This window comes from Leeia sp., assembly GCF_041909055.1.
Lineage (GTDB): Bacteria > Pseudomonadota > Gammaproteobacteria > Burkholderiales > Leeiaceae > Leeia > Leeia aquatica.
The window spans coordinates 770,885-783,586 of sequence record NZ_JAYREC010000001.1 but is presented as its reverse complement, the minus strand read 5'-3'; the positions used below and the strand labels follow the sequence as shown (position 1 = coordinate 783,586).

General features: G+C 60.7%; 14 protein-coding genes. 6 read left to right on the top strand and 8 right to left on the bottom strand.

What is annotated here, in order from left to right; genetic code table 11:
- Positions 1-136: 136 nt before the first annotated feature.
- Genes ACE3O2_RS04395 through ACE3O2_RS04375 form a run of 5 tightly spaced genes read right to left on the bottom strand, consistent with a single transcriptional unit; the run spans position 137 to position 4,454 of the window.
- A complete protein-coding gene (locus ACE3O2_RS04395; RefSeq protein WP_374335063.1) occupies positions 137-871 on the bottom strand; it encodes a UDP-2,3-diacylglucosamine diphosphatase in 735 nt (244 codons plus the stop codon).
- A gap of 32 nt (positions 872-903) precedes the next feature.
- Positions 904-1,413: a peptidylprolyl isomerase gene (locus ACE3O2_RS04390; RefSeq protein WP_374335061.1), complete on the bottom strand. Its 510-nt coding sequence runs from the start codon at positions 1,411-1,413 to the stop codon at positions 904-906.
- 31 nt (positions 1,414-1,444) lie between these two features.
- Positions 1,445-2,074 (bottom strand): peptidylprolyl isomerase, encoded by a 630-nt coding sequence (locus ACE3O2_RS04385; RefSeq protein WP_374335059.1) that lies wholly within the window; start codon positions 2,072-2,074, stop codon positions 1,445-1,447.
- Between the two features lie 11 nt (positions 2,075-2,085).
- A complete protein-coding gene (locus ACE3O2_RS04380; RefSeq protein ID WP_374335057.1) occupies positions 2,086-3,342 on the bottom strand; it encodes a murein L,D-transpeptidase family protein in 1,257 nt (418 codons plus the stop codon).
- 23 nt (positions 3,343-3,365) lie between these two features.
- Positions 3,366-4,454: a tetratricopeptide repeat protein gene (locus tag ACE3O2_RS04375; protein WP_374335055.1), complete on the bottom strand. Its 1,089-nt coding sequence runs from the start codon at positions 4,452-4,454 to the stop codon at positions 3,366-3,368.
- A gap of 357 nt (positions 4,455-4,811) precedes the next feature.
- On the opposite strand from ACE3O2_RS04375, the gene ACE3O2_RS04370 reads away from it, so the two are divergent.
- The 3 genes from ACE3O2_RS04370 to cysS all read left to right on the top strand — a co-directional run bounded on the left by ACE3O2_RS04370 (position 4,812) and on the right by cysS (position 8,466).
- Positions 4,812-6,506, top strand: a complete 1,695-nt coding sequence (locus ACE3O2_RS04370) for a glutamine--tRNA ligase/YqeY domain fusion protein (protein WP_374335053.1) — start codon at positions 4,812-4,814, stop codon at positions 6,504-6,506.
- Between the two features lie 15 nt (positions 6,507-6,521).
- Positions 6,522-6,971: a DUF4124 domain-containing protein gene (locus tag ACE3O2_RS04365; protein ID WP_374335051.1), complete on the top strand. Its 450-nt coding sequence runs from the start codon at positions 6,522-6,524 to the stop codon at positions 6,969-6,971.
- A gap of 121 nt (positions 6,972-7,092) precedes the next feature.
- The gene (gene cysS / locus ACE3O2_RS04360; RefSeq protein ID WP_374335049.1) at positions 7,093-8,466 is read left to right on the top strand and encodes a cysteine--tRNA ligase; all 1,374 of its coding nucleotides are present in this window, start codon (positions 7,093-7,095) and stop codon (positions 8,464-8,466) included.
- Positions 8,467-8,488: 22 nt separating this feature from the next.
- Here the strand turns inward: cysS and ACE3O2_RS04355 are convergent, their stop codons facing one another.
- From ACE3O2_RS04355 to ACE3O2_RS04345, 3 genes are all read right to left on the bottom strand, one after another.
- Positions 8,489-8,947 (bottom strand): flavodoxin family protein, encoded by a 459-nt coding sequence (locus ACE3O2_RS04355; protein ID WP_374335047.1) that lies wholly within the window; start codon positions 8,945-8,947, stop codon positions 8,489-8,491.
- A complete protein-coding gene (locus ACE3O2_RS04350; RefSeq protein WP_374335045.1) occupies positions 8,944-10,227 on the bottom strand; it encodes an HD-GYP domain-containing protein in 1,284 nt (427 codons plus the stop codon). Before ACE3O2_RS04350 ends, ACE3O2_RS04355 begins: the two co-directional genes overlap by 4 nt.
- Before the next feature lie 115 nt (positions 10,228-10,342).
- Positions 10,343-10,693 carry a hypothetical protein gene (locus ACE3O2_RS04345; RefSeq protein WP_374335043.1) on the bottom strand — a complete coding sequence of 117 codons (351 nt, stop codon included), beginning with the start codon at positions 10,691-10,693 and terminating at the stop codon, positions 10,343-10,345.
- Positions 10,694-10,970: 277 nt separating this feature from the next.
- Here ACE3O2_RS04345 and mraZ point away from each other — a divergent pair, with 277 nt between their 5' ends.
- Genes mraZ through ftsL form a run of 3 tightly spaced genes read left to right on the top strand, consistent with a single transcriptional unit; the run spans position 10,971 to position 12,701 of the window.
- On the top strand, positions 10,971-11,468 hold the full coding sequence (gene mraZ / locus ACE3O2_RS04340; protein ID WP_374335041.1) for a division/cell wall cluster transcriptional repressor MraZ: 498 nt from the start codon (positions 10,971-10,973) through the stop codon (positions 11,466-11,468).
- Entirely contained in the window at positions 11,468-12,409 is a 942-nt protein-coding gene (gene rsmH, locus ACE3O2_RS04335) for a 16S rRNA (cytosine(1402)-N(4))-methyltransferase RsmH (RefSeq protein ID WP_374335039.1), read from the top strand. Before mraZ ends, rsmH begins: the two co-directional genes overlap by 1 nt.
- Positions 12,402-12,701 (top strand): cell division protein FtsL, encoded by a 300-nt coding sequence (ftsL, locus tag ACE3O2_RS04330; RefSeq protein WP_168876610.1) that lies wholly within the window; start codon positions 12,402-12,404, stop codon positions 12,699-12,701. Before rsmH ends, ftsL begins: the two co-directional genes overlap by 8 nt.
- The last annotated feature ends 1 nt before the right edge of the window (position 12,702 follow it).

The window sequence follows — 12,702 nt, the reverse complement described above, 5'->3', positions numbered from 1 at the left end:
TTTGCTGCTGCAATGCAAGAGGGATGGTGTGGAATGTCAGGGGTGCTAAATATGCTGATGCCTTGAATCAAATCAGGGCGCGGTTTTGGTAAGGATGGTATTGAAATCTTGCTGTTGCGGCATTGCAACAAACCGGTCAGGGTGTCGTCAGGCGCGGGGTGTAATGTTCCTGCAGCTGATGGTGTTGCCACTGCAGAAAGCCCCAACGCTCGGCATGCCAATCTGGTAGCACCCAGCGCTGGCGCTGGCCGGTGGGCGTGAGGTAGTCGTGCCGGGCCGGACGGTGCGTGTGGCCGTGAATCAGGGTGGCGTCAGGCCAGCAGGTCAGCCAGTCCTGCACCGCACCGTCAGACACATCCATGATGGGGAGCGGCTTGCTCCGCTTCTGAGCCTCGCTTTGCTCGCGCAGCTGGCGGGCAAAAGCCTTGCGCTCGCTGAGTGGACGCGCCAGAAAAGCCTGCTGCCACTGCGGCTGGCGCACTTCGGCACGGAAGCGCTGATAGTCGTGGTCATCCAGACACAGCTGGTCACCATGGCTGAGCAGCAGTTGCTCGCTGGGCAGATAACAAGGGTCGGGCAGCAACGTCAGCCCGGCGGCCTGGGCAAAGCGTTCGCCCAGCAGAAAATCCCGGTTGCCATGCTGCAGGAACAGTGAGACACCCCGTGCCGCCGTGTGGTGCAACAGGGCTGTCAATTGCCGGGCAAAGGGATCATCCAGATCGTCATCCCCGACCCAGACCTCGAGGAAGTCGCCCAGGATATAGAGGCGGTCACCGCTTTGCAGGCTTGGAAGCCAGTCTGCAAAGCGGCGGTATTCCTGCACCGTGTCGGCAGACAGGTGCAGGTCGGCGATAAAGTACAGCTTGGACATGCGTCAGGCCACGGGGCTGTGGCCCGCCAGGCTCAGGCGGCTTCGCCGCGCTCGGCGCGCTCGATCAGCACATCCTGCACCGGCACGTCCTGGAAGAAGCCTGCGTTGCCAGTCTTGACCTTGCGAATCTGGTCCACCACCTCTTGACCGGCAATCACCTTGCCGAACACGCAGTAGCCAAAGCCTTGCTGGCTGGGGTCGCGATAGTTGAGGAAAGCATTGTCGGCCACGTTGATGAAGAACTGGGCGCTGGCCGAGTGTGGATCCGGCGTACGTGCCATCGCCACCGTGTAGGTGTCGTTCCTCAGACCATTGGCGGCTTCATTCTCGACGGTCGTCGGTGCCGGTTTTTGCTTCATGCCCGGTTCAAAGCCACCGCCCTGAATCATGAAACCGTCGATCACACGGTGAAATACGGTGCCGTTGTAGTGGCCCGCATCCAGATAGGCCAGAAAGTTGGCCACCGTCTTCGGGGCCTTGTCGGCGTTCAGTTCCAGCGTGATGTTGCCCATGCTGGTGTAGAGGGTGACGATGTCGCTCATGATCTGTTTCCTTCAGTAGGCGTAGCGCAGCTTACTTGCTGCGTTTGCGGGCAGGTTTCTTGCTGGTGGGTTTGCTGGCAACCGGTGCGTCCGGGCTGTCCGGCAGGCGAACGATGGCTTCGATGGTAATGGCTTCTACCGGCACATCGGTAAAGTCGCCAATGGTCTGCGTGGTTTGCTTGGAGAGGGCTTCCGCCACGTCCCCGCCTTTGACCAGCTTGCCAAACACGGTATAGCCCATGTAGTCCGGCGTGGGCTTGTAATAGTTCAGGTGCTTGTTGTCACTCAGATTGATGAAGAACTGGCTGGTGGCCGAGTCCGGGTCGTGGCTGCGCGCCATGGCCAGGGTGCCGAGCTGGTTTTTCAGGCCATTGTTGGACTCGCTGGCAATCGGGGCGTGCGTGGCTTTGGGTTCCATGCTGGCCGTCAAGCCACCGCCCTGGATCATGAAGCCAGGGATCACGCGATGGAAAGTGGTCTGGCTGTAGAAGCCTTCACCGACGTACTGCAGGAAATTGCGCACCGTATTCGGCGCTTTGTCGCTATACAACTCTGCGACCATCACACCCCGGTTGGTGCGAATCTCCACCATGGGGCGGGCCAGCAAGGGCAGGCTGAACAGCAGGGCGCTGAGGGTAAACAGACGGGTAACAGGTTTCATGCGGGTGTCCATCAACTGACATCTTCGTAAATGATTTTCCAGCCACTGCCTTCACGTTGCCAGTATTGCCGCTTGCCACCCTTGCTGCTCAGGTTGTCGCTGCGGTAATCCTGCTCGAAGGTTGCCACTACCATGTCCGGGTTATCCGGATAGCGGAACAGGCTGACATTGCTCAAGCCGACCTTGATCCATTTCTTGCTGGCATTGACTGCGGTTTTCTGTGCCGACCAAGCCGTCAGATCCTGGCTGCCACTGCGGAAATTGGCCGAGTAGTGCTCCAGATAACGGCGGGTGTCGCGGCTTTCCCAGTCCTGACGCCAGTGCTCCAGGCTTTGCAACAGGCTATCCCGGTCCTGCTGGGTTTGTTCGGCATTGACCCAGTCAAAGTCCCGGCTGATGATCACCGGAGTGACGCCGATCTGCAGGTACTTGCTGAGCGCCATCAAATCCTGGTTGGTCAGCGCCACGCAGCCATTGCTGGATAACGGTGGCCGGCTATAGGTGTCAGACGGGCTGCCGTGCAGCCAGATACCGTGGCCGGTCCGCTTTTGCAGCCGGTCCCACTCATTGGGGTAGCTCAGCGGGAAAGCAGCAGCCCCGTACAGATCAGGCAGCGAGGCCTTGGGGAGCTGTGACAGTACAAAGTACACGCCCAGCGGGGTGCGTTGATCGCCTTCGATCCGCTTGTCGTAACCATTCTTGCCGATGGTGATGTAGAAATCATCCACCCGGCGCGGGGTACCATTGTCGTTCTGGTACACATACAGGCGGGAGCGGCTGACATCGACCGCCAGCAGATAGCGCTGGGCGCTGGACAGTTGCAGGATATTGCCCGGCACTTTGTCGACCGGCGCATCTTCGGTATAGCGCTTCAGGCGGACCTGGGCTTCCAGCCGCAGGTCATTCAGCACTTCGGGGCTGACCTCGGAGACATCGCCCATGGTTTTGAGCGGACGGCCGCGCGCCTTCAGCAGGTCTCCCTGAATCAGGTGTGCCAGACGGTAGTTGGGGTAATCGCGCAGCAGCTGGTCCAGCGTGGACTGGGCGGTGCCAAACTGTCCGCGCTGCATGGCATCCAGCACCCGCATCAATTCCTGCTCGGGGCGACGATGCGTCACGTCAATGGGCTTGCCGGGGCTGGCTTGCGCCAGCGGCAGGGGAACCGGGTCCGGTGTGGCGAACGAACCCATGGAGTTCACTGACGCCGCGGGCAGACTGACCAGCACCAGTGCCAGTACTCGTCGCAACCGCCCAGGGCGGGGAGACATCAATCCACTACGCTTTGAACGGTTCAACGGCCTACCCGTTCCTCGGTAATCAACCATCGGTCGCCATTCCTCGTCATGATCAGCGTTTTGCCGGTGGAAGTCTTCAGTGTATCCGACTTGTATGACTGGGTGAATGTCACACGTGCCGTGTTGTCATCAATGAAACTGACTTTGGGTGCGCCAATGCTGACGCTGATGGAGCTGGATGCGGTAAGGCGCTCGCGACGTTCGGCTTCCCACGCCGAGCGGCTCATGCCGCGTGGCGGCTTGAAGCTGCTGCCGTACGCGGACAGGTAAGCCCCCACCTTCTGCCTGGACCAGGCCTGCGCCCAAGCCTCGGTGGCCTGCAGCACTGGCTTGTCATCACGGCTGCTGGCGGCCGGTTTGGTCGGCTCGGGCTTGACCGGTTCCGGTTTGCTGGGTTCCACCTTCACTGCTGGCGTGGAAGCATCCGGTTTCACCGGTTTGGTAGTGGGTGTGGCAGGCGTGGTGACGGTAGCGGCCGGTTTGGCGGGTTCAGTCTTCACCGGCTCAGGCTTCACCGGTTCCGGCTTGGCGGTGGCGACCACCACCGGTGCGGTTGGCTTCACGGTGGCCAGCGGTGCGCCAGGCTTGGTGAAGAGGTCTCGAATCAGCGTCAGCTTGGTTTGCGCGTTGGCATTGTTCTTGTCCAGCTGCAGCGCACGGCTGTAGGCCTGGCTTGCCATCTGCGCATAAATGTCCCCCAGGTTCTCGTGTGCGGTGGCATAGCTGGGGTGGGTCTGGATCGACATTTCTAGCGCCTGGCGCGCTTTGTCGAACTGTTTCTGCTGGGCGTACAGCACCGCCAGATTGTTATACGGCTCCGGCAGCTCCGGATAGTCTTCCGTCAGCCCCTGGAAGACCTTGATGGCATCCGCGGGCTTGTTAAGGTCAACCAGCGCCAGGCCTTTGGCAAAGCGGACTTTGGCATTCTTGGGGTCTTTGACCAGATACTGATTGGCCCGCTCCAGGGCTTGCGTACTTTGACCTTGCTTGATCAGCGCGCTGATGTCCTGGGCTTCGTCAGCACGGGCGGTGGTCAGTGCCAGTACCAGGCAAAGCGGAATGAGGCGCAGCGGGCGATTGGGCATATTGGACTTTGTCAAAGCGGTTTGATCTGGCGGATTCTAACAAGAAGCAGTCCTGTACCACAATTCAGCACGTCATCATTGTTGCAATTGTTTATCATGCGACGACCTGTCGGGATTGCCCAGCGCCCTGTGCTGCGGGTGACAGCTGATCGGTCTGGCGTCCAGGCGGTGCATGTTAGGGTCAGTGTCGCATCCGCAATACTGCCCCTTGGTACAAGGTCGGGAGGCATGTGCCGGACCGGCACAGATGGTTTCTGCCCATGGTGCGATGCGGGGGGCTACCTGCGGGATTCTGTCTTTTCAGGTAAGATCAAGACCTGATTATTTTTCCGACGCAATGGATCGTTCCCGTACACCATGAGTGATGCACCTGTAGTTGCCCATTTCATCCGCACCATCATTGACAACGACCTGAAGGATGGGCGGCATGCGGCCATCCAGACCCGTTTCCCGCCGGAGCCCAATGGCTACCTGCACGTAGGGCACGCCAAGTCGATCTGCCTGAACTTCGGGCTGGTGCAGGGCGAGCAGGCCTATGCCGGTGCCTGCAACTTGCGCTTTGACGATACCAATCCGGAAAAAGAATCCGAAGAGTATGTGCGCGCCATCATGGAAGACGTGCGCTGGCTGGGGTTTCAATGGCAAGGCGAAGTGCGCTATGCCTCGGATTACTTCGAACAGTTGTACGGCTATGCTGTCGAGCTGATCCAGAAAGGTCTGGCCTATGTGGATGACCTCGATGCCGAGCAGATGCGTGCCTACCGCGGCACCCTGACCGAGCCGGGCAAGCCGAGCCCGTGGCGTGACCGCAGTGTGGAAGAAAACCTCGACCTGTTCACCCGCATGCGCGCCGGCGAGTTTGCCGACGGTAGCCGTACCCTGCGGCTGAAGATCGACATGGCGTCCGGCAACATCAACCTGCGTGACCCGGTCATCTACCGCATTCGCCGCCTGCATCATATTCGCACCGGCGATGCTTGGTGCATCTACCCGATGTACGACTACACCCATTGCATCTCGGATGCGCTAGAAGGCATCACCCATTCGCTGTGCACGCTGGAGTTTGAAGACCACCGGCCCTTGTATGACTGGGTGCTGGACAATATCAGCATTGACTGTCACCCACGGCAGTACGAGTTCTCGCGGCTGGAGCTGTTGTACGCGCTGACCTCCAAGCGCAAGCTGAACCAGCTGGTCAACGAAAAGGTGGTCAGTGGCTGGGACGATCCACGCATGCCCACCGTCTCCGGCATGCGTCGCCGGGGTTACAGCCCGGCCGGGATTCGCCTGTTTGCCCAGCGCTGCGGCATCTCCAAGAGCGAGAACGTAATTGATTACTCGGTGCTGGAAGGCGCTGTGCGCGAGACGCTGGAAGCCGAGGCACCCCGCGTGATGGCCGTGCTCAACCCCTTGAAGGTGACGCTGACCAATTTTGAAGCCGGGGTCACCGGCCAGCGCAGCGCACCGTTCCATCCGCATCACCCGGAGTTCGGTGAGCGTGAAGTACCGATCGCCGCTACCTTGTACGTCGAACGCGATGACTTTGCCGAAGTGCCGCCCGCAGGCTGGCAGCGACTGGCACCGGGCATGGAAGTGCGCTTGCGCTACTCCTATGTGATTCGCTGCGATGAGGTGGTGAAGGACGCATCAGGCGAGGTCGTCGAGTTGAAATGCTCGATTGATCACGCTACATTGGGGCAGAACCCGGTGGGCCGCAAGGTCAAGGGCGTGATTCACTGGTTGTCTGCCGAACACGCCATCGCAGCAGAAGTTCGCCTGTATGACCGCCTGTTTACCGAGCCGCGTCCGGATGCGGTGCGGGGTGACGATGGCCAGTACGTGGACTTCATGCAGTTCCTCAACCCGCACTCCTTGCAGGTGGTGGAGGCCTGGGTGGAGGCAGCAGTGCAGGACGCGGCCCCGGAGACCCGTTACCAGTTCGAGCGGCTGGGCTATTTCTGCACGGATCGCGTGGCGCATCAGGCGGGGGGCAAGCCGGTGTTCAACCGGACGGTGACGTTGAAGGATTCCTGGAGCAAGGAAGCAGGCTAAGGCAGGAGCAGGGTGATGCAGATGTCGAAAACGTTGGGTGGGCTGTTATTGCTGCTGGCGCTGGGCGCCCAGGCGCAAATGTATAAATGGGTCGATGCCCAGGGCGTGACCCACTACTCGCAGACGCCGCCTCCTGCGGGCACCCAGACGCAGACCGTTGCGCCCAAGTCGGCCTCAGGTGGCGGCAAGGCCAGTAGCAGTGGCGACTGGCAGAGCCAGCAGACAGACTTCAACAAGCGGCAGATGGACAAGAAAGACCAGCAGTCCAAGGCCGATGCCCAGGCCGCCAAAGACGCGACCCAGCGCCAGCGTTGCGCTGAGGCGCGGGACCATCTGTCGAGGATGAAGTCGGCGAGCGGGATTTATCAGGTGAACGAGAACGGTGAGCGTGTCTTCATGGACCCGAAAGCATCGGAGCAAGCCATCCGCTCGCTGGAAGCGGATATTGCCAAGTACTGTAGTTGATCCCGCCGGGGAGGCCTGCGCCTGCCCGGTACGCCGCCTTCGGGCGGCGTTTTTGTTGCCGGTGGCCGGAAAGCACCGGTTTGGCCCGGCCTGAGGCCGGGTACCTTGAGTGAGAGCCCAGATGCTGAAACTGTACAATACCCTGTCCCGCCAGAAAGAAGTGTTTACCCCGATCCAGCCCGGCAAGGTCAATATGTACGTCTGTGGCATGACGGTGTACGACCTTTGCCATGTCGGGCATGCCCGCATGCTGGCTGCGTTCGATACCATCTATCGCTGGCTGCGGGCCTCGGGGTACGAGGTGAGCTATGTGCGCAACATCACCGACATTGAAGACAAGATCATCAAGCGGGCAGTGGAGCGTGGCATTACCCCAATGCAGCTGGTGGATGAGAATGTCGCCGCCATGGACGATGATCTGGCTCACCTGAACCTGTTGCCGCCCACCCTGCAGCCGCGTGCCACCCAGCACGTGGAGGGCATGGTGCAGATGATCGAACAGCTGATTGCCAATGGTCGCGCCTATCCGGCGGACAACGGTGATGTGTACTACGCGGTACGCAGCTTTGAGGGCTACGGCAAACTCTCCGGTAAAACGCTGGCCAACCTGCGGGCCGGCGAGCGGGTGGAGGTGGATCCGTACAAGCGTGACCCGTTTGACTTTGTGCTGTGGAAAGCCGCCAAACCCGGTGAGCCACACTGGGCATCGCCCTGGGGGCCGGGGCGTCCGGGGTGGCATATTGAGTGCTCGGTGATGTCCAAGCATCATTTTGGCGTGCACTTTGACATTCACGGCGGTGGCGAGGACCTGCAGTTCCCGCACCACGAGAACGAGATCGCGCAAAGCGAAGGCTGCCATAACCATACTTACGTCAATTACTGGCTGCACAACGGTTTTCTGCAACTCAATGGCGAGAAGATGTCCAAATCACTGGGCAATTTCTTCACCATCCGCGATGTGCTGCAACAGTTCGACGGTGAAGTGGTACGCTTTCTGCTGGTGCGGGCGCATTACCGCAGCCCGATCAACTACTCGGAAGAGCTGCTGCGCGATGCCAAGCAAGGGCTGGAGCGGCTGTACACCGCGCTACGGCAAACCCCGCCTGCTGATGGCGTGACGCTGGACTGGCAGAACCCGTATGCCGCCCGCTTCCGTGAGGCGATGGATGATGACTTTGGCACCTCGGAAGCCGTGGCGGTGCTGTTTGATCTGGCTGGTGAAGTCAACCGCAGCCGCGATCCGCAGCTGGCGGCACAGCTGAAGGCACTGGCCAATGTGCTGGGCCTGCTCGAGCGTGATCCGCAAGCCTTCCTGCAAGGTGAGGCGGGCGCAGACGGGCTGGATGCCACCGCGATTGAAGCCCAGATTGCCGCGCGGCAAGCGGCGCGCAAGGCAAAGGACTTTGCCGAAAGCGACCGCATCCGTGATGCTTTGCTGGCAGCGGGCATTGTGCTGGAAGATGGCCCGCAAGGCACCACCTGGCGTCGGCAGTAAGCGCGGCTGATCAGGTTCAGGATCAGAACAGGCCGATACTGAGCCCGGCCGCAAAGGTGGCACCCCACTCCTCTGCAGCGTTCAGCTGCTCGGGGGTGGGTTCCCCTTTGACCAGCATGGGTGGCAGTGCGCGTTTCCAGCCATAGCCCGCAGCAATGCGCTCCACATTGACAATGGCACCCAGACCGTCGTTGCCTGCGCAGACAAACAAGCCGTAGGGTCGCCCCTGCATTTTGCCTTCCGCCGGGTAGTAGGTGCGGTCAAAGAAATCCTTGATGGCACCGGACATATAACCAAACTGCTCGGCGGTGCCGATCAGGATGCCATCGGCTTCCAGCAATTCCGTAGTGGTGGCCTGCAGCGCTTGCCGGTTATAGATGGTGACCTCATCAGCCGCTTGGGCGAGTCCGGCAGCGACGGCTTCAGCCAGCCGCCCGGTGCGTCCACCTTGGCTATGCCAGACCAGCAGGATGCGTTTCACAGCCCGGCCCGGGTCAACTCATCGGACAAGGCAAGGAACAGGGCGGCCAAGGGCTCGAAAGCGTGGGCTTCACTTTGCGGCAGCAGTAGGGACTGCCGGGTCAGGTCGCGCGCCAGATGGCGGGTGTGCCAGTTGGTTTCGCGGATGATCCACGCCAGCTCGTTCCAGAAGGTGTCGCCATTGGGGACAGATTCGCGCTGGCTTTCCGGCAGCCAGACATCCAGCCCTGCGCTGGTAAAGGCGCGCTGGATGACATTGAGCCGGTCGGCGAGCCGTTGTTTGAGCTGTCGACCAACATGACTGGTGCAATGCCAGTCCAGTTGCTCCAGCACTTCCAGCGCTTGGCCAAAGCGTAACAGTAGCTGATGCAGGGCTTCTTCAATCTTGTCTGTCGCGATGGCCGGTGCATCCCCCACCGGCAAGTCCTGGGTGCCGCTCAGCGCTGCCTGTCGGGTCTGCCGGGTGAACTGGCCCGGTAACAACTTGAAGGCTACCCGCAGTTGCCCCAGCGGGTAGCTGCGATGCTCCAGCATGCCACTGACCATTTCTGCCAAAGCCAGGATTTCTGCAACGGGACCGAGGCGCTCGCCACCAATCTGGCGTGGGTAACCGCTTCCATCGGCACGTTCGTGATGGCAGGCAATCAAGGCCGCCACTTCGCCCCCCAGTCCGGCGACGTTTTGCGCCCACATCTGGCCAATGATCGGGTGCGCCGACAGTTGCTTCCATTCGCCGGGGCCAATGGGGTGCTGAGCCTTCCACAGTGCTGGATTAAGGTACAGGTAGCCAATATCGTGAAGCAGCGCCGCAGGCAGCAAATGACGCCACGCCTGCCCAGCGGTCTGTGCTGTGGAAATGGCGATCAGGGCGACCCGAAGCCCATGCTCGATAAACCTGGGGTCGCTATGCCGCGCAATCGCCAGTGCGCTCCAGGCGCACTCGGGCAGGTTAAGACGTTGCAGGGCCTCCTGCAGCTCCAGGGTAATGCCGCTGTGGCTGGCCCAATGGGCCAGGATGGGCTCTTGATCCAGAATGTGGTTGAACGTGTCCAGCAGGGTGCGGTTGTTGGGGGCATCCGCCACACGGATGCTGTGCTCCAGCGGGCGACGCAGTTTGTGGTGCAAGAGCCGTGACTGAATATCGTCACCCAGCGTGCTGCCATTGGCGAGCAGCTTGACCCCGCTCTCGGAATAAATGTCTTCGCAGGCGAGGATGTCGTGTGACGCGCCCGCTGCTGCCAGCTGCTGTAGAAACTGGTTGTTGACGATCTCGAAACTCATGTCGGCATGGCTTCCCGTGATCGCTGCCCGGAGCAGGGCAGTCAGCTTAATCCTAGCATTGTCGAGGTTGCAGTTAAACCTTGAGCGGGATGAAAGGCATGATCAATGGGACAGTTCAGGGTGCCGCCGCCGCTGCCGGGTCGCAGTGAATGATGGCGGTGGCGTAGCGGCGGCCACCGGTCAGGCTGTTGAGCAGGCCGCTCTCTTCACGTTCGATCACCGGGATGGGCCGTCCTTGCTTGCGGCAATGCACGTGGACGGCATCTTGCAGGCGTTGCTGGATATTGCCGGTCATCAGCAGGGTGCTGGTTTCTACCCGAATCTGCCAACGCTGGTTTCCCAGCTCCAGCGTATCAACTCCGGCGTCCAGGCCATGCTGGTCCGCCACCCAGAGCGCAGTCGGCTTCAGTTGGGTGCAGGCACAGCAGAGCAGACCCAGCAGCAGGGGCAGGCCATGGCGCGTCATGGTGATCTCCGGTTGATGATGCCGACAAGGGTAAGGTGCGCTGTAGGTACTGTCCAGCCTGAAGTGGGATGGTGGGCCTGCACATGACGTCGTACTGACCCGCGGGTGAGGTTAATCCTCAGAGGTTACTTTCTGTTTGAGCGCTATCCCATTCATTTTAAAGGAAATTGTCTTTTCGATGAAAATACCGTAAGTCCTTGTCGCAAAAGGAAAAATCGCGATTTACCGCCTTGACCTGCCATTTTTTTTTAACTATAGTGGCGACAAGTGGGAAAAAGTGGGTTTTTGTGGGTTTTTTGACCCAAACCAGCAGCGCGAGGACACAGTGGGCTTTCGGGGTAGCGCGATTCTGAATCTGGATAGCAAGGGGCGCATGGCGGTCCCGGCACGCTATCGGGATGCGCTCGCCGAGCAGGCCGATGGCCGTCTGGTCATCACGGCGGACCCAAGCAAGTGTCTGCTGCTGTATCCGGCGCCGGAATGGGGCCCGATTGAAGAAAAACTCAACAGTGTGTCCAGTTTCAATCCGCAACTGCGCGCCTATCAGCGGGTGGTGGTGGGTTACGCCGAGGACGTGGAGATGGACTCGGCGGGGCGCATTTTACTCTCTCCTGAGCTGCGTGCCTTCGCCGGGCTCGACAAACGGGTGGTCATGATCGGTCAAGGCAAGAAATTCGAGATCTGGGATGAGCTCGGATGGCAGCGCCAGTGTGATGTGGCGCTGCAGTACAGCAGTGATGGCATGCCTGCCGAACTCGAAGGGTTCTCGCTCTAATGTCCACCTCCAGCCCACACGTCACCGTGTTGCTCGAGGAAGCGGTGACGGCACTCTCCGTGCATCCGGACGGCATCTATGTGGATGGCACCTTTGGTCGAGGGGGACATAGCCGACGCATCCTGCAGCAGCTGGGGCCGCAGGGTCGCCTGATCGCGCTCGACCGTGACCCGCAGGCCATCGCCGCGGCGGCCAGTATCGACGACCCGCGCTTCACCATTGTGCATACCGCTTTCGCCGAGCTCGCCGATGTGCTGGCGCAGCAGGGCATCGCCCAGGTGGACGGCATCTTGCTGGATCTGGGCGTGTCCTCCCCGCAGCTGGATGAGGCCGAGCGTGGTTTCAGTTTCCGTTTTGATGCGCCACTGGACATGCGCATGGACAACAGCCGTGGCCTTACCGCTGCGGATTGGCTCAACGCCGCTGCAGAAGCGGATATCGCAAGGGTGGTCAGGGATTATGGTGAAGAGCGGTTTGCTAAACAGGTTGCAAGCGCGATTGTTGCTGCGCGCGGCCAAGAGCCCATCGTCACAACCCGGCAGCTTGCCGCGATCGTGGCGAAGGCCGTCCGCACTCGCGAGCCGGGCCAGGACCCCGCGACACGCACCTTTCAGGCTGTACGGATTTACCTCAATCGCGAACTCGAAGAACTTTCGCTAGTCCTGCCGGCGGCCATTGCCTGCCTGAAGCCAGGCGGGCGTCTGGCGGTGATTAGCTTTCACTCGCTGGAAGACCGCATGGTCAAGCAGACGCTGCGTGACGCGGCGACGGTGGATCGTTTGCCCAGCCGGGTACCAGTGCGCGCCGCAGACATGCCGCAGGCGCCGGTGACGCTGATCGGCAAGGCCATCAAGCCGAGTGCAGAAGAGGTCCGGCAAAACCCGCGCTCACGCAGCGCTGTGCTGCGTGTGGCTGAGCGCACCGGGGGTGGGCGTGCATAAGCTCAATGCCCTGCTGCTGATCGTGGCGGTGCTGTCTGCCTTGTCGGTGGTGACTTCACAGCACAAGTCACGCCGCATCTTTGCCGAGCTGCAACATGAGGATGCGCAGGCCAAGCAGTACAAAGAGGAGTACGACAAGCTGTTGCTGGAACAGAGCACCCAGGGCATGCACTCGCGTATTGAGCGTGAGGCAACCGGGACGCTGAAGATGAAAACGCCGGACCCACAGCGTACGCGGGTGGTGACGGCCAATGGTGAATCGGTGGTGGTGGTGCCACCGAAGGAAGAGTAAA